Source organism: Sphingobacterium sp. KH_072, assembly GCF_057837975.1.
This window is the reverse complement of sequence record NZ_CM174457.1, coordinates 425,618-445,825: the sequence shown is the minus strand read 5'-3', so window position 1 is coordinate 445,825 and position 20,208 is coordinate 425,618. Positions and strand designations below refer to the sequence as shown.

At 41.4% G+C, this 20,208-nt stretch carries 34 protein-coding genes; 1 reads left to right on the top strand and 33 read right to left on the bottom strand.

All coding sequences use genetic code 11. The features are described from left to right. Positions 1 to 34: 34 nt before the first annotated feature. The 30 genes from AC3IRT_RS02105 to rplC all read right to left on the bottom strand — a co-directional run bounded on the left by AC3IRT_RS02105 (position 35) and on the right by rplC (position 16,462). Positions 35 to 1,183, bottom strand: a complete 1,149-nt coding sequence (locus AC3IRT_RS02105; protein WP_489394886.1) for an aspartate aminotransferase family protein — start codon at positions 1,181 to 1,183, stop codon at positions 35 to 37. Between the two features lie 164 nt (positions 1,184 to 1,347). Then, entirely contained in the window at positions 1,348 to 1,908 is a 561-nt protein-coding gene (rplQ, locus tag AC3IRT_RS02100; protein ID WP_489394885.1) for a 50S ribosomal protein L17, read from the bottom strand. Positions 1,909 to 2,046: 138 nt separating this feature from the next. After that, positions 2,047 to 3,039, bottom strand: coding sequence for a DNA-directed RNA polymerase subunit alpha (locus tag AC3IRT_RS02095; protein WP_489394884.1), 993 nt, complete (start codon positions 3,037 to 3,039; stop codon positions 2,047 to 2,049). An 86-nt stretch (positions 3,040 to 3,125) separates the two neighbouring features. Further along, positions 3,126 to 3,734 (bottom strand): 30S ribosomal protein S4, encoded by a 609-nt coding sequence (rpsD, locus tag AC3IRT_RS02090; RefSeq protein WP_489394883.1) that lies wholly within the window; start codon positions 3,732 to 3,734, stop codon positions 3,126 to 3,128. A 69-nt stretch (positions 3,735 to 3,803) separates the two neighbouring features. After that, positions 3,804 to 4,193 (bottom strand): 30S ribosomal protein S11, encoded by a 390-nt coding sequence (gene rpsK / locus AC3IRT_RS02085; protein ID WP_489394882.1) that lies wholly within the window; start codon positions 4,191 to 4,193, stop codon positions 3,804 to 3,806. Positions 4,194 to 4,203: 10 nt separating this feature from the next. Continuing rightward, positions 4,204 to 4,581 (bottom strand): 30S ribosomal protein S13, encoded by a 378-nt coding sequence (rpsM, locus tag AC3IRT_RS02080; RefSeq protein WP_489394881.1) that lies wholly within the window; start codon positions 4,579 to 4,581, stop codon positions 4,204 to 4,206. Positions 4,582 to 4,608: 27 nt separating this feature from the next. Then, a complete protein-coding gene (ykgO, locus tag AC3IRT_RS02075) occupies positions 4,609 to 4,725 on the bottom strand; it encodes a type B 50S ribosomal protein L36 (RefSeq protein WP_082784980.1) in 117 nt (38 codons plus the stop codon). A gap of 47 nt (positions 4,726 to 4,772) precedes the next feature. Further along, positions 4,773 to 4,991, bottom strand: a complete 219-nt coding sequence (infA, locus tag AC3IRT_RS02070) for a translation initiation factor IF-1 (protein WP_002997456.1) — start codon at positions 4,989 to 4,991, stop codon at positions 4,773 to 4,775. Positions 4,992 to 5,066: 75 nt separating this feature from the next. Beyond that, positions 5,067 to 5,849 carry a type I methionyl aminopeptidase gene (map, locus tag AC3IRT_RS02065; protein ID WP_489394880.1) on the bottom strand — a complete coding sequence of 261 codons (783 nt, stop codon included), beginning with the start codon at positions 5,847 to 5,849 and terminating at the stop codon, positions 5,067 to 5,069. Positions 5,850 to 5,858: 9 nt separating this feature from the next. Further along, positions 5,859 to 7,202: a preprotein translocase subunit SecY gene (secY, locus tag AC3IRT_RS02060; RefSeq protein ID WP_066754781.1), complete on the bottom strand. Its 1,344-nt coding sequence runs from the start codon at positions 7,200 to 7,202 to the stop codon at positions 5,859 to 5,861. A 3-nt stretch (positions 7,203 to 7,205) separates the two neighbouring features. Next, positions 7,206 to 7,652 carry a 50S ribosomal protein L15 gene (gene rplO, locus AC3IRT_RS02055; RefSeq protein WP_489394879.1) on the bottom strand — a complete coding sequence of 149 codons (447 nt, stop codon included), beginning with the start codon at positions 7,650 to 7,652 and terminating at the stop codon, positions 7,206 to 7,208. A gap of 116 nt (positions 7,653 to 7,768) precedes the next feature. Next, positions 7,769 to 7,948: a 50S ribosomal protein L30 gene (gene rpmD / locus AC3IRT_RS02050; RefSeq protein ID WP_489394878.1), complete on the bottom strand. Its 180-nt coding sequence runs from the start codon at positions 7,946 to 7,948 to the stop codon at positions 7,769 to 7,771. A 4-nt stretch (positions 7,949 to 7,952) separates the two neighbouring features. Continuing rightward, positions 7,953 to 8,471 (bottom strand): 30S ribosomal protein S5, encoded by a 519-nt coding sequence (gene rpsE / locus AC3IRT_RS02045; protein ID WP_066754775.1) that lies wholly within the window; start codon positions 8,469 to 8,471, stop codon positions 7,953 to 7,955. Positions 8,472 to 8,483: 12 nt separating this feature from the next. Next, entirely contained in the window at positions 8,484 to 8,837 is a 354-nt protein-coding gene (rplR, locus tag AC3IRT_RS02040; protein WP_489394877.1) for a 50S ribosomal protein L18, read from the bottom strand. A 5-nt stretch (positions 8,838 to 8,842) separates the two neighbouring features. Beyond that, positions 8,843 to 9,397: a 50S ribosomal protein L6 gene (gene rplF / locus AC3IRT_RS02035; protein ID WP_489394876.1), complete on the bottom strand. Its 555-nt coding sequence runs from the start codon at positions 9,395 to 9,397 to the stop codon at positions 8,843 to 8,845. A gap of 20 nt (positions 9,398 to 9,417) precedes the next feature. Further along, on the bottom strand, positions 9,418 to 9,816 hold the full coding sequence (rpsH, locus tag AC3IRT_RS02030) for a 30S ribosomal protein S8 (RefSeq protein ID WP_489394875.1): 399 nt from the start codon (positions 9,814 to 9,816) through the stop codon (positions 9,418 to 9,420). 140 nt (positions 9,817 to 9,956) lie between these two features. Next, on the bottom strand, positions 9,957 to 10,226 hold the full coding sequence (gene rpsN, locus AC3IRT_RS02025; protein WP_066754762.1) for a 30S ribosomal protein S14: 270 nt from the start codon (positions 10,224 to 10,226) through the stop codon (positions 9,957 to 9,959). Further along, positions 10,219 to 10,788: a 50S ribosomal protein L5 gene (rplE, locus tag AC3IRT_RS02020; protein ID WP_489394874.1), complete on the bottom strand. Its 570-nt coding sequence runs from the start codon at positions 10,786 to 10,788 to the stop codon at positions 10,219 to 10,221. Before rplE ends, rpsN begins: the two co-directional genes overlap by 8 nt. Next, positions 10,788 to 11,132, bottom strand: coding sequence for a 50S ribosomal protein L24 (gene rplX, locus AC3IRT_RS02015; RefSeq protein WP_489394873.1), 345 nt, complete (start codon positions 11,130 to 11,132; stop codon positions 10,788 to 10,790). The genes rplE and rplX overlap by 1 nt, the downstream gene beginning before the upstream one ends. Before the next feature lie 2 nt (positions 11,133 to 11,134). Further along, positions 11,135 to 11,503 (bottom strand): 50S ribosomal protein L14, encoded by a 369-nt coding sequence (rplN, locus tag AC3IRT_RS02010; RefSeq protein ID WP_066754756.1) that lies wholly within the window; start codon positions 11,501 to 11,503, stop codon positions 11,135 to 11,137. After that, complete coding sequence (rpsQ, locus tag AC3IRT_RS02005; protein ID WP_066754754.1) at positions 11,503 to 11,757, bottom strand: 30S ribosomal protein S17; 255 nt, start codon at positions 11,755 to 11,757, stop codon at positions 11,503 to 11,505. The genes rplN and rpsQ overlap by 1 nt, the downstream gene beginning before the upstream one ends. Before the next feature lie 12 nt (positions 11,758 to 11,769). Beyond that, entirely contained in the window at positions 11,770 to 11,991 is a 222-nt protein-coding gene (gene rpmC, locus AC3IRT_RS02000; protein ID WP_489396092.1) for a 50S ribosomal protein L29, read from the bottom strand. A 90-nt stretch (positions 11,992 to 12,081) separates the two neighbouring features. Then, the gene (rplP, locus tag AC3IRT_RS01995) at positions 12,082 to 12,504 is read right to left on the bottom strand and encodes a 50S ribosomal protein L16 (RefSeq protein ID WP_066754750.1); all 423 of its coding nucleotides are present in this window, start codon (positions 12,502 to 12,504) and stop codon (positions 12,082 to 12,084) included. 62 nt (positions 12,505 to 12,566) lie between these two features. Further along, entirely contained in the window at positions 12,567 to 13,364 is a 798-nt protein-coding gene (gene rpsC / locus AC3IRT_RS01990) for a 30S ribosomal protein S3 (RefSeq protein WP_489394872.1), read from the bottom strand. A 13-nt stretch (positions 13,365 to 13,377) separates the two neighbouring features. After that, positions 13,378 to 13,809 carry a 50S ribosomal protein L22 gene (gene rplV, locus AC3IRT_RS01985; protein ID WP_116776329.1) on the bottom strand — a complete coding sequence of 144 codons (432 nt, stop codon included), beginning with the start codon at positions 13,807 to 13,809 and terminating at the stop codon, positions 13,378 to 13,380. A gap of 6 nt (positions 13,810 to 13,815) precedes the next feature. Beyond that, positions 13,816 to 14,082: a 30S ribosomal protein S19 gene (rpsS, locus tag AC3IRT_RS01980; protein ID WP_489394871.1), complete on the bottom strand. Its 267-nt coding sequence runs from the start codon at positions 14,080 to 14,082 to the stop codon at positions 13,816 to 13,818. Then, positions 14,082 to 14,909 carry a 50S ribosomal protein L2 gene (gene rplB, locus AC3IRT_RS01975; protein WP_489394870.1) on the bottom strand — a complete coding sequence of 276 codons (828 nt, stop codon included), beginning with the start codon at positions 14,907 to 14,909 and terminating at the stop codon, positions 14,082 to 14,084. The genes rpsS and rplB overlap by 1 nt, the downstream gene beginning before the upstream one ends. A 6-nt stretch (positions 14,910 to 14,915) precedes the next feature. Beyond that, positions 14,916 to 15,206, bottom strand: a complete 291-nt coding sequence (gene rplW / locus AC3IRT_RS01970; protein ID WP_489394869.1) for a 50S ribosomal protein L23 — start codon at positions 15,204 to 15,206, stop codon at positions 14,916 to 14,918. A 2-nt stretch (positions 15,207 to 15,208) separates the two neighbouring features. Continuing rightward, positions 15,209 to 15,838, bottom strand: coding sequence for a 50S ribosomal protein L4 (rplD, locus tag AC3IRT_RS01965; protein ID WP_489394868.1), 630 nt, complete (start codon positions 15,836 to 15,838; stop codon positions 15,209 to 15,211). 6 nt (positions 15,839 to 15,844) lie between these two features. Then, positions 15,845 to 16,462, bottom strand: coding sequence for a 50S ribosomal protein L3 (gene rplC, locus AC3IRT_RS01960; protein WP_489394867.1), 618 nt, complete (start codon positions 16,460 to 16,462; stop codon positions 15,845 to 15,847). Between the two features lie 302 nt (positions 16,463 to 16,764). Here rplC and AC3IRT_RS01955 point away from each other — a divergent pair, with 302 nt between their 5' ends. Continuing rightward, entirely contained in the window at positions 16,765 to 17,238 is a 474-nt protein-coding gene (locus tag AC3IRT_RS01955) for a DinB family protein (RefSeq protein WP_489394866.1), read from the top strand. Between the two features lie 56 nt (positions 17,239 to 17,294). Here the strand turns inward: AC3IRT_RS01955 and AC3IRT_RS01950 are convergent, their stop codons facing one another. The 3 genes from AC3IRT_RS01950 to AC3IRT_RS01940 all read right to left on the bottom strand — a co-directional run bounded on the left by AC3IRT_RS01950 (position 17,295) and on the right by AC3IRT_RS01940 (position 20,147). Next, positions 17,295 to 18,266: a helix-turn-helix transcriptional regulator gene (locus AC3IRT_RS01950; protein WP_489394865.1), complete on the bottom strand. Its 972-nt coding sequence runs from the start codon at positions 18,264 to 18,266 to the stop codon at positions 17,295 to 17,297. Between the two features lie 329 nt (positions 18,267 to 18,595). Next, entirely contained in the window at positions 18,596 to 18,955 is a 360-nt protein-coding gene (locus AC3IRT_RS01945) for a CoA-binding protein (protein ID WP_489394864.1), read from the bottom strand. Between the two features lie 16 nt (positions 18,956 to 18,971). After that, complete coding sequence (locus tag AC3IRT_RS01940) at positions 18,972 to 20,147, bottom strand: serine hydrolase domain-containing protein (protein WP_489394863.1); 1,176 nt, start codon at positions 20,145 to 20,147, stop codon at positions 18,972 to 18,974. Between the last annotated feature and the right edge of the window lie 61 nt (positions 20,148 to 20,208).

Genomic DNA, 20,208 nt, shown 5'->3' with positions numbered 1-20,208 from the left:
TGCTGATAAATCAATTTGATCCTGCCCGGATCTATTAAGCCGTAACCTGTGCTGCTTGGAGCTGTTCTGCAAATGCTGCCAAAAACTGGTCGGCGTGCTCCATACTAAGATTCAAAGCAGGTAGTAGTCGAATTACATTTGGCTTCGCCTCACCTGTGAAGATTCTACTTTTCATTAAAAGATCTTTCTTCACTTGGCTCAATTCAGCTGGTAATTCTATTCCAATCATTAGACCACGACCGCGCACTTCCAATACCTGATCAAATGCTTGCAATTGCTCAATCAGGTAATTCCCAACTTTGGTCGCATTGCTCATCAGATCTTCTTGTTCCATTACATCCAACACGGCGATCGCGGCTGCACAAGCTAAGTGATTGCCCCCAAAAGTGGTACCTAACATACCGTAGGACGCTTTGAATTTGGGCGAAACAGATATCGCTCCAATTGGGAATCCATTTCCCATTCCTTTGGCCATGGTATAAATATCGGCTTCTACGCCGGCATAATCGTGCGAGTAAAATATTCCTGTACGACCATAACCACATTGCACCGAATCAGCGATGTAGATTGCTCCGTACTGATCACACAAACGTCTGATGGCTTGCAAAAATGAAACAGAGGCTTCACGAATACCGCCTACGCCTTGTATGCCTTCAATGATGACGGCGGCAATATCGTTTCCTTGCGAAGCAAAGACTTGCTCTAATGCTTCCTCATCATTGAAAGCGCTAAAAATAATATTATCGGTTTCGTTTATTGGAGCCACAATCGCTGGGTTGTCGGTAGCAGCTACCGCTAGTGAAGTACGTCCGTGAAACGCTTTGGAAAAAGCCAATACTTTTTTTCGTCCGGTATGAAAGGAAGCTAATTTTAAGGCATTTTCATTGGCTTCTGCACCCGAATTACAAAGAAATAGTTCAAAATCTTCTTTACCGGATACACGACCTAATTTCTCGGCCAATTCTCGTTGTAGAGGCATCTCCACAGAATTGGAATAAAACCCGATACGATCTAGCTGCTGCTTCAGCATATCCACATAATGCGGGTGCGTGTGGCCAATGGAGATCACGGCATGACCACCGTAAAGATCGAGGTACTGAGTGCCTTTATCATCCCAAACGGATGATCCCATTGCCTTGCTAATGCTAATCGGGTTAATGGGGTAAACGTCAAATAGTTTCATTGCAGTAGTAATTTGCCAGCTCTACGAATTTGTAAACATCTGTACTAGCAAATATAGCTAAGGAGAATTGAAAAAGGATGGAAAATAGTAATTATCAATAGCATAAAAAAGCCTGTCGTGCATTTGCACAACAGGCTTTCTGTAAGTTAGAAACTAATAAAGTATTAGTCTTTCTTTTCTTCTGAAGAATCTTCTTCTGTAGCTGGAGTTTCTTCTACAGCTGGTGTAGCGTCAACTTCTTCTACTGCTACTTCTTCCGCCACTACTGTTTCTTCAACAGGAGCTGCTTCTTCAGTTGCTTTTTTCTTTGCACCACCACGACGACGAGTTGTTTTCTTCTCTGTCTGTGCAGTTTTGCCGTAGATCTCGTTATAGTCTACCAATTCGATGAATGCCATCTCTGCGTTATCACCTAAACGGTTTTCCATTTTGATGATACGAGTATAACCACCTGGACGATTAGCTACTTTCTCAGAAACCTCACGGAAGAGCATAGTAACAGCATCTTTATCTTTAAGATAAGCAAATACTGTACGACGAGAGTGCGTAGTATCATTTTTAGATTTAGTGATTAATGGCTCTACATATTGACGTAAAGCTTTCGCTTTCGCCAAAGTAGTGATAATACGTTTGTGCATGATCAATGAAGTCGCCATATTCGCTAGCATAGCTTTACGGTGACTGTCAGTGCGGCCTAAGTGATTAAATTTTTTTCCGTGTCTCATTTTTTTTTGTTTTTGTGCGTACCGTTCTAATTCGAAATAAAAAGTATCCAGTAAATAATCTCATTACTCAATACCAATTACTCAATACTACTTAGAGGAATTACGCAACAGGTCGCTTAAAATTATTTTTAATTCTTACTAATCTTCTTCCAATTTGTACTTAGACAAATTCATACCGAAAGAAAGACCTTTTGCTTTCACCAGCTCTTGAATCTCGCTCAATGACTTCTTACCAAAGTTACGGAACTTCAACATATCTGCTACGTCGTACGTAACCAACTCCGCCAAAGTACGGATATCCGCAGCTTTAAGACAGTTAAGGGCACGAACAGAAAGATCAAGATCTACCAATTCCGTTTTCAAGATCTTACGCATGTGCAAGATTTCCTCGTCTACAACTTTGGTTTCTTCTTTTGTCTGCGATTCCAATAGCATATTCTCATCAGAGAACAACATGAAATGCTGAATCAAGATACGAGCAGCTTCTTTCAAGGCATCTTCTGGATGAATAGATCCATCAGTAGAGATATCCAATAACAATTTCTCGTAATCGGTCTTTTGTTCTACACGATAGTTCTCAATGGTATATTTCACATTTTTGATCGGCGTGTAGATAGAATCAATCGCGATGACACCTACTGGACCATCAGTTACTTTGTTTTCTTCCGCATTGACGTAACCGCGACCTTTAGAAACAGATAGCTCTACTTCGATAGTCACAGATGGATCCATATTGCAAACCACAAAATCAGGATTCAACACCTCGAAGTTGTTAGAAAACTTAGAAATATCACCTGCTTTAAACTGATCTTGTCCGTTCAGCACGATAAAGATTTTCTCTGAATCACCTTGATCACCGGTTTTCTGGAAACGTACTTGTTTTAGGTTTAAGATGATATCAGTAACGTCTTCAACAACGCCTTTGATAGTCGAAAATTCGTGCGAAACGCCTGAAAATCTTATTGACGTAATTGCATATCCTTCTAATGAGGACAATAAAATACGGCGCAAAGCATTACCAATAGTTACACCAAAACCTGGTTCAAGTGGACGAAACTCAAAAGTACCATCAAAATCAGTCGATTTCTGCATGATTACCTTATCCGGTCTTTGAAATGCTAAAATTGCCATTTATCTGCTTTTAATTTTGTTACAAATTATATACTTACACAATAGCATTAGGATAGTGAATACCACTATCCTAATGCTATCATTTCTTATTTAGAGTACAACTCTACGATTAAGTTCTCTTTGATATTCTCTGGGATATCAGATCTTTCCGGGTAGGAAATAAAAGTACCCTGTAAATCGTTTGCGTTCCACTCTAACCAACTGAATTTATTGATTTTGTGACCAGCAACTGAATCCGTGATTGCTTCAACTGATTTTGAACGCTCACGTACAGCTACTACATCACCCGGACGTAAACTGTATGATGGAATGTTAACGACTTCGCCATTAACAGTAATGTGCTTGTGGGATACGAATTGACGAGCAGATGAACGTGTTGGCGCAATGCCTAAACGGTATACTACGTTGTCTAAACGCGCTTCTAGCAATTTCAAGAAGTTCTCACCAGTAACCCCTTGTTTTGAAGAAGCTTTGACAAATAGGTTAGAGAATTGGCGTTCCAAAACTCCGTATGTGTATTTTGCCTTTTGTTTTTCTAACAACTGAATAGCGTATTCAGATTGTTTTCCTCTTCTTTTTGATGGTCCGTGCTGACCAGGAGGATAGTTCTTTTTATCTAACGCTTTATCTGGGCCAAAAATAGGCTCTCTGAATTTACGTGCAATCTTGGACTTAGGTCCTGTATATCTTGCCATTTTTTCTTATCTGTTTGAAGTATCAATCAGCCTATAACTGATGAATCTTATCTTAAACAATTCTATTAATTAAACTCTTCTACGTTTCGGAGGGCGACAACCATTGTGTGGAAGTGGCGTAACATCTTTAATAAGCGTTACATCGATACCCATCGTTTGTAGTGTACGAATAGCGGACTCGCGACCTGATCCAGGACCTTTCACGAAAACCTCTACTTTACGCAATCCCAAATCATGTGCGACTTTACCGCAATCTTGAGCTGCTTGTGATGCCGCATAAGGTGTGTTCTTTTTAGAACCTCTGAAACCCATTTTACCGGCAGACGACCAAGAGATAGTTTGTCCTTGGTTGTTTGTTAAAGTTACGATAATGTTATTAAAAGTAGCGCTGATATGGGCTTGACCCACTGGCTCCACAATAACAATACGCTTTTTAGTAACTTTTTTAGTTTTAGCCATTTCTTAATTCTTATTTAGTAGCTTTTTTCTTGTTTGCAACAGTCTTACGTTTACCTTTACGGGTACGAGAGTTGTTTTTAGTACGCTGACCACGAAGTGGTAAGTGCTTACGGTGACGAAGACCACGGTAACAACCGATGTCCATCAGACGTTTGATGTTCAATTGAACTTCAGAACGCAATGCACCTTCTACTTTAATCTCCTCGTTGATGATCGTACGAATAGTTGTCAATTGCTCATCATCCCATTCTTGTACTTTCACATCGTGGCTAATGCCCGCTTTATCTAAGATATACTCAGACGTCGAACGACCAATCCCGAAAATGTACGTAAGGCCGATAACTCCTCTTTTGTTTTTAGGTAAATCTATACCTGATATCCTTGCCATATAATACTTTAGCGATTATGTTAATAACTACCCTTGGCGTTGCTTGAACTTAGGGTTCTTTTTGTTGATTACAAATAGTTTTCCTTTGCGGCGGATTACCTTACAGTCCGCACTGCGTTTTTTAATTGATGCTCTAACTTTCATGTTTAATAAGATTTTTAAAAGCTGTAAAACCAAATGGGAATTACCCGCTATTTGTAACGGTAGGTAATTCTTCCTTTGGTTAAATCATATGGGGACATCTCCAATTTCACCTTATCCCCAGGCAAAATCTTGATATAATGCATCCGCATTTTGCCAGAAATATGGGCGATGATCTCATGCCCATTCTCCAACTCTACACGAAACATAGCGTTGGAAAGTGCTTCCCGGATAATTCCGTCTTGTTCTATTGAGGCTTGCTTAGCCATATATCCCTTGTAATTTACGTGTTAAAAGCCTGCACAAACAGGAGTGCAAAGATAAACAAAATAATTGAAAACCAATTACTTTTTACTCAAAACCTCTTCGATTTCCTGAAAGTCCAGCAGTACATCCGGACGACCTTTTCGAATTGCTACCATTTGCTCAAAATGAGCAGATAGCTTTCCATCGATCGTACTAACCGTCCATCCATCATCCCAAAACTTGATTCCTGCCTTACCAGCATTAATCATGGGTTCGATACAGATCACTACACCTTCTTCTAACTTAGATCCCGAGCCGCGTTTACCATAATTGGGCACCTCCGGTTTTTCGTGCAACTCAAATCCTACGCCATGTCCGACTAGTTCACGTACGATTCCGTAGTGGTACGGCACGACGTGATCTTGAACTGCCGCAGAAATATCACCCACACGCTTACCTGCTACTGCCTGCTCTACTCCTTTTACCAAAGCCGCTTTCGTTACATCAAGCAACTGCTGCGCTTCGGCAGAAATAGTACCTACAGCAAAGGTATATGCCGAATCACTGATGAATCCATTCAGGTTCACGCCACCATCTACCGATACAATATCGCCATCTTTCAACACGTAATCGCTTGGAAAGCCATGTACGACTTGATCGTTGACAGAAATACATAAAGAATAAGGGAAGCCCTGATAATTTAAAAACGCTGGCGTACCGCCATGGTCTTTGATGAATTCAAAAGCGAACTTATCTAGGGATAAGGTGGTAATGCCCGGTTCGACACGACCTGCAATTTCAGCTAATAAATGCGAGAGTACCTTAGCGGACTCTCGCACTTGCTCGATTTCTTCGTCTGATTTCAGAAAGATCTTCGACATGTATTGATTTTATAATGCCGATTGATCTACACCTTCTACTGCAGCAGCCGAACGGCCTTTCACACGACCAGTTTTCATCAAACCGTCGTAGTGACGCATCAATAGATGACTTTCAATCTGTTGCAATGTATCTAACACTACACCAACCAAGATCAGTAATGACGTACCTCCGAAGAAGTGTGCAAACTGATTGTTGACGCCAAATAGCGCTGCAATAGCTGGTAAAATGGCGATAATTGCTACAAAAACAGCGCCTGGGAATGTGATATGTGAAATCACATTGTCAATGAATAAATTGGTATCGTGCCCCGGCTTGATGCCTGGGATAAAGCCACCATTCTTCTTCATATCTTCCGACATTTGCTGCGGATTCACCATGATAGCTGTATAAAAGAATGTAAATGCAATGATCAGGATGGCAAACACCATGTTGTACGTGAATGACGTATAGTTACTCAAAGACCGAAGAAATTCGGATTGAATATCTGGAAAGAACTGAATCAAAGACATCGGTAAAAACATGATCGCTTGTGCGAAGATGATTGGCATTACGCCCGCTGCGTTTACTTTCAACGGAATGTATTGTCTTACACCACCCACTTGCTTATTTCCAACGATTTTCTTAGCGTATTGTACCGGGATTTTCCGCACACCTTGTACGACCAAGATGGTAAAGATTACCACGAATAACAATGCGACAAACTCCACTAATAATGCTATCGGACCACCCTGGCCTCCCATACGAGAAACCGTTTCTGCTGAAATACCAGCAGGAAGCTGCGCGATAATACCCGACATGATGATCAAGGAGATACCGTTTCCAATTCCTTTATCTGTAATTCGTTCACCTAACCACATGACAAATAACGTACCCGCCGTCAAAACAATCGCTGCCAGAATAGTAAACATCGGATCAGCAATCAATTTGGCATCAGGAGTAATTTGCGTTCTGACGTAAGCAATGGCTTGTACCACCGTAATCGCTACCGTTAGGTAACGGGTGATCTGAGTCAATTTCTTACGACCGGATTCGCCTTCTTTCTGCATTTTCTGAAAAGAAGGCACTGCTATTCCCAAAAGCTGCACAACAATGGATGCGGAGATATACGGCATCACGCCTAAGGCGAAAATAGCCGCACTCGAGAATGCTCCCCCAGCAAACATGTTGATGATATCAAGTATGTCTGTCCCGTCTCTACCACTTCCTATCATCAATTGAGCCGGATTTACTCCAGGCAAAACAACGTGACATCCTACACGGTAGATAAAAAGCAACAAGAAGGTATACAAGATACGCTTACGAAGCTCTTCGATCTTCCATATATTGGTTAATGTTGTGATTAGTTTATTCATGAATTAAATTTTAACGATAGAACCTCCAGCTGCTTCAATAGCTTTCTGAGCTGATGCCGAGAAGGCATGAACTTGTACATCTACTTTAGCGCTTAACTCGCCACGACCTAGTAATTTTACTAAATCATTTTTAGATGCAAGACCATGAATTTTTAAAGTTTCGAAATCTACCGTAGTAAGATTGTGCTTAGTAACTAATTCTTGTAATACATCCAAGTTTACACCTACGTATTCTACACGGTTGATGTTTTTGAAACCTACTTTAGGAACGCGACGTTGCAAAGGCATCTGTCCACCTTCGAAACCGATTTTCGTTTTGTGACCAGAACGAGAACCTGCACCTTTGTGACCACGAGTGGAAGTACCACCACGTCCAGAACCTTGACCACGACCAATACGTTTTTTGTTTTTTGTTGATCCTTGAGCCGGTTTTAAATTACTTAAATTCATTTTTGTTAAAATTGTGTTATGCCTTCGCTCTCACTAAACAGGCGATAACGATAAATACTAGATAATAAACTATAAATGGAAAGAACAGTGAGTGTCCTTTCCATAGATGTCCTTACTTAGACGGTCTCTACTTTTACTAAGTGGTTGACCTTTCTTACCATACCGATAATAGCTGGTGTGGCTTCGATTTCAACGGAGTGATTGATTTTACGCAATCCCAAAGCCGCTACTGTTCTTTTTTGGCGCTCGCTTCTGTCGATAACGCTCTTTATCTGGGTGACTATAATTTTTGCCATGATATTAACCGTTAAATACTTTATTCAAATCGATTCCACGTTGCTGCGCTACTGTATAGGCATCTCTCATGCTACCCAAAGCTTCGATAGTCGCTTTTACCACGTTATGTGGGTTGGATGAACCTAGTGATTTTGCCAATACATCTGTAATACCAGCACTCTCCAATACGGCACGCATCGCACCGCCGGCAAGTACTCCAGTACCACTTACTGCAGGCTTGATCAAAACTGATCCACCTGAGTATTTACCCAATTGTTCGTGAGGCACAGTACCGTGAATGATAGGAACTTTTACCAAGTTCTTTTTCGCGTCATCGATTCCTTTAGTGATCGCTTCAGTGACTTCTTTAGCTTTTCCTAGGCCAAAACCTACGATACCATTTTCGTCACCTACAACAACGATAGCAGAGAAACTGAAGGTACGACCACCTTTAGTTACTTTCGCTACACGCTGAATGCTTACTAAGCGATCTTTCAATTCCATCTCGCTTGATTTTACTCTTTTAATATTGCTTGTTGACATCTCTTCGTTTGATTAAAAGTCTAAACCACCTTCACGAGCACCTTCAGCCAATGACTTGATACGGCCATGGTACAAATACCCATTACGGTCAAACACTACTTTTTCTACACCTGCAGCTTTTGCTTTCTCAGCAACCATAGTACCTACGGCTTTAGACTGATCTACTTTGTTGCCTGTTGAAGCAAATTCTTTCGAAATGCTAGACGCAGACGCCAATGTTTTACCAGTACTATCGTCGATCACTTGTGCGTAGATCGCTTTATTACTTCTGAATACGGTCAAACGTGGACGTGCAGTTGTTCCGGTCAGGTGTTTTCTAATTCCTTTTTTGATTCTCGTTCTACGAGATAATTTACTTCCTGCCATCGTTATTATTTTTTAGCTGATTTACCTGCTTTTCTTCTTAACACTTCGCCAGCAAACTTGATACCTTTACCTTTGTATGGCTCTGGCTTGCGTAGGCTACGGATCTTAGCCGCTACTTGACCGATCAATTGCTTGTCAGTAGATTCCAACGTGATTGTTGGGTTCTTACCTTTATCGGCAGTAGTCGTTACAGTGATCTCTTTTGGCAGTACGAAAACAATCTGGTGCGAGAAACCTAAAGTTAACTCTAGTGTATTACCATTGGCAGTGGCACGGTAACCCACACCAACCAACTCTTGCGTAGTTTTGTATCCTTCAGTAACACCAACAACCATGTTGTTGATCAATGCGCGGTACAAACCGTGCAACGCTTTGTGTCTTTTTTGCTCAGTAGGACGAGTAACTACGATATTACCATCTTCTTGACTAATAGTAATGTCGCTATCTACCTGCTGTAGTAATTCTCCTTTTGGCCCTTTTATCGATACCAGATTCTTATCTGATACAGAAATCGTCACTCCCGCAGGAATGGCGATAGGCGCTTTTCCAATTCTTGACATTTGTTCGAGTTTTTCCTAGATTAATAAACGTAACATAAAACTTCACCACCAACATTTTGAACGCGAGCTTCTTTATCTGTCATTATTCCTTTGGAGGTAGACAAGATAGCAATACCCAAACCGTTCAACACGCGAGGCATGTCGTCCACACTTGCATACTTTCTTAAACCAGGTTTACTCACACGGGTCAAGGTGCGAATAGCCGAGATTTTGCTAACTGGATGATATTTCAAAGCCACTTTGATAGCGCCTTGAGGACCTTCCTCTACGAATTTGTAATTAGCAATGTAACCTTTGTCGAAAAGCACTTTCGTGATTTCTTTCTTCAGGTTCGATGCAGGAATTTCAACAACCCTGTGGTTGGCCTTAATGGCATTCCTTACTCGTGTAAGGTAATCCGCTATTGGATCTGTATTCATTATATAAATAAAATTGTGACAACGGTTTCCACGTGCTAACCTTAGCTGCGGACCTGTTATCGGTTCATAAAATTGCAAAGCAAATGCCCTGATAAGCTATTTGTAAGCTTATCGGGGCAAAAGTAAAGATTTTTTTTAAATTACCAAGAGGCTTTTCTCACTCCCGGGATCTTACCATCAAGAGCCATCTCACGGAAAGTTACACGAGAGATACCAAATTGACGCATATATCCTCTAGGACGACCAGTCAATTTACAACGATTGTGCAAACGAACTGGAGAAGCATTCTTAGGCAATTTGTCCAATGCAGCATAATCTCCGGCAGCTTTTAATTCTGCGCGTTTATCAGCATACTTTGCGACTAACTTTTGACGCTTGATTTCGCGTGCTTTTACTCCTTCTCTAGCCATTGTTGTTGGTATTTTGATTTTTGAATGGTAAACCGAATTGTTTCAATAACTCCAATGCTTCGATGTCATTGTTAGCAGAAGTCACGAAAGTGATATCCATACCTTGGATCTTGTTGATTTTATCAATGTTGATCTCTGGGAAGATAATCTGCTCAGTAACACCTAAGTTGTAGTTACCACGTCCGTCAAAACCTTTATCATTGATACCGCGGAAATCGCGAATACGTGGCAATGATACAGAGATCAAACGATCTAGGAATTCGTACATATTGTTGTCACGTAATGTTACGCGAACACCAACAGGCATACCTTTACGCAATTTGAAGTTGGAGATATCTTTCTTAGATTTAGTAGATACTGCTTGCTGACCAGTAATCATTGTCAACTCCGCTAATGCGTTGTCGATTAATTTCTTATCTGCTGTCGCAGCGCCTACACCTTGAGATACAACAATCTTCTGCAGTTTAGGAACTTGCATCACGCTTTTGTACTGAAATTTTTCTTTCAGCGAATTACGAATTTCATCCGCATATTTCGCTTTTAATCTTGGTGCGTAAGTCATTATTTAATTTCCTCCCCTGATTTTTTTGCGTAACGAACAATTTTACCATCTTCATTAACCCGACGACCTACGCGAGTAGGCTCTCCTGTTTTAGGATCGATCAAAGTTAAGTTAGAGATATTGATGGCAGCTTCCTTCTCGATGATACCACCGTTAGGGCTAGCTGCGCTAGGTTTAGTGTGTTTTTTTACGATGTTAGCGCCTTCTACGATAGCTCTACCTGAGTCCACTTTGATTTCTAATACCTTACCTTGAACACCTTTAGAGTTACCAGCGATAACTTTCACTAAATCTCCTTTTTTAAGTTTGATTTTGTGAGTAGTTGTTTTTGTCTTTTGTGCCATAATTATAAAACCTCCGGTGCTAGTGATACAATCTTCATGAACTGCTTCTCACGTAACTCTCTCGCCACTGGACCAAAGATACGTGTGCCGCGTGGCTCATCGTTGTTGTTTAACAATACTGCAGCATTGTCATCGAAACGAATGTAAGAACCATCTTTACGACGGATTTCTTTCTTCGTACGGACTACTACAGCTTTAGATACTGAACCCTTCTTCACATTTCCAGAAGGCATCGCGCTTTTTACGGTAACAACAACTTTATCACCGATAGATGCATAACGCTTGCGCGTACCGCCTAACACACGGATTACTAAAACTTCTTTAGCTCCAGAGTTATCGGCTACATTTAATCTTGATTCCTGTTGTACCATTATTTAGCTCTTTCTAAAATTTCTACCAATCTCCAGTTCTTTGTTTTACTCAGCGGACGAGTTTCCATAATTAATACCGTGTCGCCGATACCGCAGGTATTTGTTTCGTCATGAGCTTTAAATTTAGTAGTTTTTTTAACGAACTTACCGTAGATCGGGTGCTTCACTTTACGTTCAACCGTTACGACGATAGACTTGTCCATCTTGTTGCTAACTACTAAGCCGATTCTTGTTTTTCTTAAATTTCTTTCCATTTCGACTTTAATTTATGCCTCAGAGGCTGTTTCTTGCGCTTTCGCTTCGTTTTTACGCTTAGTAATCTCAGTAGAGATACGCGCAATATTTCTGCGAGCTGCTTTGATCACGTTAGGGTTTTCAACAGCAGAAACAGCATGTGCAAATTTCAATTTGTTAAGGGCAGCTTTCTCTTCTTTAAGTTGAGCTACTAAATCCTCTTTTGATAATTCTACGATTTCTGAATTTTTCATCATGTCTAATTTTACCGGGTTATCGCTGATTTATAGAGTGGCTTGTGGGTAACGGCCACAAGCCTAAATCGTTGACATTACCGATGATTATTATGCTTCTACGTAATCTCTACGTATCACAAACTTGGTTTGAACCGGTAATTTCTGAGCAGCTAGGCGCAATGCTTCTTTGGCAACTTCCAAAGGTACACCTTCTGCTTCGAATAACATCCGGCCTGGGCGTACAACTGCCACCCAATACTCTGGAGCACCCTTACCTTTACCCATACGTACCTCTGCAGGTTTTTTGGTAACAGGTTTGTCAGGGAAAATGCGGATCCATACTTGACCCTCACGTTTCATGAAACGAGTAACCGCGATACGCGCTGCCTCGATCTGACGACTGGTGATCCATGCTGGTTCCAATGATTTGATACCGAAAGATCCGAAAGCCAACTCTGCTCCACGAGTAGCGTTGCCTTTCATGCGGCCTTTCTGCATCTTTCTGAACTTCGTTCTTTTTGGCTGTAACATGTTCGTATTCTGTTTAAGTCTGCATCACGCAGACACTTACTTTAATCTAATCAAATTATTAATTATCCTCTTTTAGCACCTGCGCCACCGCCGCGGTTGTTGTTGCCGCCACGTCCGCCATCACGACGTCCGCCACGAGCACCACCACGATTGTCACGACGATCGCCAGCACCTTCGTTGCCGCCGCGTGTTTTGGTGTTAGCCCCTTGTCCGATGTTCGGAGAAAGGTCGCGTTTACCATACACTTCGCCTTTACAGATCCACACTTTTACACCGATCTTACCATAGGTAGTCAAGGCTTCAGCTAGTGCATAATCAATATCAGCACGTAACGTGTGTAGAGGAGTTCTTCCTTCTTTGTACTGCTCGGTACGTGCCATCTCAGCACCACCTAAACGACCAGAACACATAATCTTGATACCTTCGGCACCCATACGCATCGTAGCTGCAATAGTTGTCTTCATGGCGCGACGGAAAGAAATCCTCGCCTCCAATTGTTTAGCGACACCTTCTGCTACCAATTTAGCGTCAAGCTCCGGACGTTTGATCTCGAAAATATTGATTTGAACATCCTTTTTAGTCAGTTTTTTCAACTCTTCTTTGATCTTATCTACTTCTTGACCACCTTTACCGATAACGATACCTGGACGTGCTGTATGGATCGTAACGGTGATGCGCTTAAGTGTTCTTTCGATAACCACTTTTGCTACGCCACCTTTAGAGATACGTGCAGAAAGATATTTTCTGATTTTTTCGTCTTCAACTAATTTATCGGAATAGTTGTTGCCTCCGAACCAATTAGAATCCCATCCTTTGATGATTCCTAATCTGATACCTATTGGATTTGCTTTTTGTCCCATTCTTGTTTATAAATTAGTTATTAACGTTTTTTAAACTATCTACTACCAAAGTCACGTGATTCGAACGTTTACGAATTCTATAGCCACGACCTTGTGGAGCTGGACGCAATCTTTTCAATTGACGACCACCACCTACAGATACTTCTTTCACATACAAAGTGCTATCTTCTACTGTAGCGCCTTCATTGCTAGTTTCCCAGTTTTTGATGGCCGACAGTAATAGTTTTTCAACACGAATAGCAGCTTCTTTACCTGTATGTTTCAAGATGTAAAGAGCGTTTTCTACTTTTTCACCACGGATCAGATCCACTACCAAACGCATTTTGCGCGGAGAGGTAGGGCAGTTCAACAATTTGGCAGTAGAAGCTCCTCCTACTTGAGCTTTTTCCTGCTCTTTGCGCTGTCTAATTAAGACAGATTTTTTGAGTTTTTTTGTTGCTTCCATTACCTATTATTTTTTCTTTTCTGAGTGGCCTCTGAATGTACGCGTAGGTGCAAACTCACCAAGCTTGTGACCAACCATATTTTCCGTTACATAGACAGGGATAAATTTATTCCCGTTGTGCACTGCGAAGGTATGGCCCACAAAATCAGGTGAAATCATAGATCTACGAGACCAAGTTTTGATAACTGACTTTTTGTTTGTTTCATTCATAGAAAGAACTTTTCTTTCTAAGTTGTGATCGATATAAGGACCTTTTTTAATTGAACGCGCCATTATTTTTTCCTTCTTTCAATGATGTAACGATTCGATGTTTTCTTTTTGTAACGGGTTTTGTAACCTTTCGCTAACACACCCGTACGAGAGCGTGGATGACCTCCTGATGAACGTCCTTCACCACCACCCATAGGGTGATCGACCGGGTTCATAGCTACACCACGAACGCGTGGACGACGACCTAACCAACGCTTGCGACCTGCTTTACCCAATACCTCGTTAGAGCGCTCGGCATTAGATACCGAACCAATCGTAGCAACACAAGTAGAAAGAATCATACGTGTCTCACCAGAAGGTAATTTGATAATTGCATATTTGCCATCACGCGCCGATAATTGAGCGTATGTACCAGCCGAACGAGCGATCGAACCGCCTTGACCTGGATTCAGTTCAATGTTGTGAATGATAGAACCCAAAGGAATTTTTGCCAATGGCATTGTATTTCCAATTTCTGGGGCAACTGATTCACCTGCTGATACTGTCATGCCTACTGTTAAGCCGGCTGGAGCAATGATGTAACGTTTCTCACCATCCGCGTAGTGCAACAAGGCAATACGTGCTGTACGATTTGGATCGTACTCGATAGTAGCTACATTTGCAGGGATATCTTTTTTATCGCGTTTGAAATCTATTAATCGGTATACTTTTTTGTGTCCCCCACCGATATAACGCATAGTCATTTTACCGGATTGATTACGACCGCCTGATCTTTTGTTCGTTCCTACTGTTAACGACTTTTCAGGGACGTTAGTAGTCACATCAGAGTAGTCTGCACCAACTCTAAAACGTGTACCAGGGGTTACCGGTTTGAATCTTTTAACTGCCATTTCTTATTATAGTGTAGTGTAAAAGTCAATAGTATCGCCATCCTTAACAGTGATGACGGCTTTTTTGTACTTAGGAGCTCTTCCAGATACATTTCCAGCTTTTGTAAAACGGCTTTTAGCTTTACCTGCTACGACCATGGTATTCACGCCGACAACAGTTACACCAAACATCGCTCCTACAGCTTCTTTGATCTGAATTTTATTAGCTCTATGATCTACTTTGAAAGCGTAACGGTTTTGTTTTTCCGTCCATATAGAAGCTTTCTCCGTTAAGATTGGTTTTTTGATAATTTCCATAATTACTTAGCGAATGCCTCCTCCAAAGTTTTTACAGTATCTGCTGTCAACAATAGTTTCGTTGCGTTCAATACATCATATGTATTCAACTCAGAAGCTACGATTACTTTTGCTTTCTTCAGGTTTCTGCTTGATAAATAAACATTGTTATTATATGCTGGCAATACCAATAAAGTCTTGTCATCAGCAATGTTCAACGCGTTTACTAAAGCCAAGTAGTTTTTAGTTTTGATAGTATCGAAGTTTATTTCGTCTAATACCACAACATTGTTTTCTTGTGCTTTGTAGCTCAACGCTGATTTACGTGCCAATTGTTTCAATTTTTTGTTCAATTTGAAAGAATAGTCACGTGGCTGTGGACCGAATACACGACCACCACCATTAAACAATGGAGACTTGATAGAACCCGCACGAGCACCACCTGTACCTTTTTGCTTGTGTAATTTACGCGTAGAACCAGCGATCTCATTACGTTGTTTTGATTTGTGTGTTCCCTGGCGTTGGTTCGCTAAGTACTGTTTCACATCCAAATAGATCGCATGGTCGCTTGGCTTAACACCGAATACCGACTCAGGAAGCTGCACCTTGGCACCTGTTTCTTTTCCTGATAAATTAAATACGTTAATTTCCATCTCTCTCTACTTGTCTACGATTACATAAGAACCTTTGGCTCCAGGAATGGAACCACTAACCACGATTAGGTTTTGCTCAGGGTAAACTTTCAATACCTGAAGGTTTTGAACTTTCACTCTGTCACCACCCATACGACCCGCCATACGCATCCCTTTGAATACGCGTGAAGGCCATGATGAAGCACCTAATGAACCTGGTGCACGTAGTCTATTGTGCTGACCGTGAGTCGCACCACCTACACCACCAAAGCCATGACGCTTCATTACACCTTGAAAACCTTTACCTTTAGAAGTACCGACTACGTCGACAAACTCGCCTTCTTCGAATAAAGTTACATCAATAGTGTCTCCTAGTGCTTTCTCATCCTCGAAGGTTTTGAATTCCACTAGTTTACGCTTAGGAGTCACTCCCGCTTTTGCGAAGTGCCCTTTTAGAGGAGATGTAGTATTCTTTTCCTTAGCATCATCATAGCCAAGTTGAATAGCAGAATAGCCATCTTTCTCTACCGTACGTATCTGCGTTACCACGCACGGCCCAGCCTCAATTACTGTACACGGGATATTCTTTCCCTCTGTACTGAACAGGCTGGTCATTCCTACTTTTTTACCAATAATTCCTGACATGTTATAAAATAAATAAATTAAACGTCCATCGAAGCAGTAGGGCTTCGCTCAAGACACACTTCCCCCATTTAGGGTTTGCAAAGGTATACATTTTGTTATAACTATCAAATAGTTAGTGTATTATTTTTTTAAAGGTTATTCTGATTTCTATTTTAAGACCAACACGCGAATTGCTCATCACACGATCTGCTATTTCAAAATAAAAAATAAAACTCAGCGTACTACTGACATACTGCTGTCATTGACCGATGCTAAGTTTGTGCCATACATTTATCAATAACATCTCATTAAAAGACATTATCATGAGCACATCACTTATCTCAAAACACGACTTGCTAACACACTGGTTAGAGCATCGCAACTTGACACGTCGCACGCTGGAGAAGTTTCCGGAAGACCAATTGTTTACGTTTCACGTAGAAAACATGCGCACCTTCGCCGACCTTATCAAAGAATTGCTCAGCTTGGCTGTACCCGGATTGAATGGCATCGTGCATCAGGAAATCAAACCGTACGATCATGACCTACCTTACGAGAGCAAAGCAGCATTGCTGCAGGCATGGGATGAGGCTACCCCACAAATTGAAAAGTTGTTTTTGCAGATCCCCGAAGAGCGATTCGAAGAAAACTACAACTTGTTTGGTCAGTTCAACTTCCCAATCATTCACAACATCTTATATTTCGTGGATAATGAAATACATCACCGCGCACAGGGTTTTGTATACTTACGGATGTTAGGCATCGAACCACCGTTTTTCTGGGATCGCAGCAAATAGAAGTTAAGATTTACTCTTTTTCTACAAGAGCTCAGCTAGCCTGAGCTCTTGTTCGCTTAATCAACGGATGGCTGCTCCCACCTGTGCAAGCTAGTCGATAACAAGTCGCGAATTCTGTGACGAAGTCTTACGGGCGCTACTACGCTCGCCTGATCGGCAAACATCATAAACCAGCGCGCGAAATATTCATCCAAATTATCAGTCTGGAAATGCATTTCGACTTCGTCGCCCATCGCCACTTCGTGCGTAAAACCGTAATTTACGCGATCCCAATTCAAATACCTCGCGATAGCTACATCCACCCGAATAATCACATCTATTTTCGGCGCGTGACTTTTCTTCTCCAGATAGAAAGCGAGATCTTGATGCGTTTGTATGAAAGCATCTGTCGTAAGACGTATATACTGGATGCGATCTAAACGAAATTGTCGATAATCTTGACGCATCTGGCAGTATGCCATGACATACCAAAACCGCCCTTCAATAAAAACGCCCACTGGCTCGATGATTCGTTCGTCGGCAGTGGAGTCTGCTGGCTTTTGATATCGTATGTGTACACATCGCTTAGATACAATGCTTTCTAGTAATATGCTCAAGCCATCTGGCAGCTCTTGGTTAAAGACGTTCTCCATCCCATTTACCAGCAACTGAGCATGCGCGTCTTCTAAGTGCTGCTTTTCGGAGTACCGTAGCAAGGCCTTCATCTTGCTGATCGCCTTATTAAAATTGTGTGAAAGCTGCTTGTCGGTATATTGACTTACTAATTTTTCTGCTGCCACAAAGCTCAGCGCCTCCTCTCTAGTAAAAGGGATCGCCGGTAGCCGAAATTCTGGCATCATAGAATAACCTGCACCTGCTTCGCCATAAATCGGAATGCCAGCTTGCAACAAAGATTGCACATCTCGATAAATGGTACGAATACTCACATGATATTTATTGGCAAGCTCGGATGCTGTGACCAGACGTTTTGTCTGCAAATAAATATAAATGGACAATATACGATCGAATTTTTTCTGGATGTCTGACATACGTATCAAAGATACATATTACAAGAATGACGGCATAGTTGTTAAAATATTGTTAAACGTAAAGCTCCAAAAGGCAATGGCACAGATCTTGATTATGTACTAGTATTCATAATTTAGGTTAATAATTGGTTAGTTAGTGAAACACCTGAAGTTCCCCGCTTCAGGTGTTTCTTTTTTATATCTCCAGACTATCGATCTATCTATTCAGGATGCTATTCTTCTGCGATCTTTAAATCATTTGTACCGTTGGTTGTTTGCTATTTAAACAGATGACGGCGACATCTTTTGAGAATGCCGCCGCCGTACATATTAAATATCTTGCTAATATCTTAGAACTGTCCGGTATTCAACATCACTAAGGTACATGCTTCTACCACTTCAATACCAGCAGCATGTGCTTTCTCGCTCAATTCTGGATTTTCTGTACCAGGATTCATGATCAAGCGCTTTGGTTTGGTGTTGAGGATATAATCGTAATAGACCGATTGATTTCTTGGACCCACATATAATGTAATGGTATCAATGTCTGTATGGACCGCTTCTGCCGGTTCGATTTCTACTCCTGCTACTGCTCCTTGTTTCAGACCAACATTTACGATAGTGTGGCCTTTGCGCGTTAGTTTATTCGCTACTAAGTATGAGTATCTCGCTGGGTTGGTGCTCGCGCCCAATATCAATGTCTTTTTCATATCGTATCCAAGTTATTTAGTTTACTAAATCGCCGTTTGAATTGTAGGCGTTTTGTCTCAAAATAGGCATTTTCAGAATTTTATACAAGTCATCTAACTGATTTAAACTTCCGTTTGCCATATTAGTTAACAAAACTATCGTAATATCGTTTTTCAGGTCGCGCACATATAAACTTTTAAAACCATGCCACCAGCCCGTATGGTATACGATTGGGTTATCTACTGGGTTAAATGTGCGCCAACCGTAACCGTAGCTAAACAAACTGCGACGCGCATCGCTACGTGCTACATAACTCGAATCCTGCGTTTCTTGCTTCAGCAAGCGACCATCTCGCAGTGCACGGTCAAACAAAAATAAATCCTGCACGGTGCTGTATGCACCTTTATCTCCTACTGGGCCATCCAAGTAATTTTGTACAACCGATCTACGCCACGTTTTATCATGACCGATCACATCCGTGGGGATTTTTTCGTACACGGCTCGAGAAAGTATAGCGGTGTTTTTCATTCCGGCAGGATTGAACACATGCTCTTTCATATATACCGCAAAATCTTGTCCAGTCACTTTCTCCACGATAGAAGCCAATACCATGAAGTTGGAATTGTTGTAATGGAAGCGGCCATCGGGCGCGCCGTAGCGGTTGGGCTTATGCTCAGCCAATAGTGCCATCGCATCCATATTGCTCATTCCTTTCTTACGATCTTTCCAATGATCTTCGGAGAAATACACATAGTTGGGCAGGCCCGATCGATGGGATAGTAATTGCTGAATAGTGACCCCCGGAAACGGAAATTCAGGAAAGAACTCCGTAACTTTCTGATCAAGGCGTAGCTTGCCGGCTTCCACTAACTGCATCACACCAACGCCGGTTAATGGTTTGGAAACGGATGCTAACTCGAATTGCGAGTTGACATTCAAACTATCTTTCAGCAAATAGTTGGCCCAGCCAAAGGCATTTTGATAGATGATCTTGCCTTGCTTGGCCACCAATACATTGCCGTTAAAACCTTTTCGATGAAGGTTACGCATAAATTGGTCGATCTCCGGATCAGCGTTGACCGGATCGTACACCAAGGCAATACTATCTAAATTGGCTTGCTGCTGCTCTGCTTCGGCTTGCTTCTCTTCAGATGAAGCGCACGATACAAAGATTAATACACTAAATAATATATAGGATAAGATAAACTTCACGCTACGATATTTGCTAAAAAAATAGAGATAATAAAAAAGCCACTTCTAATGAAGTGGCCTT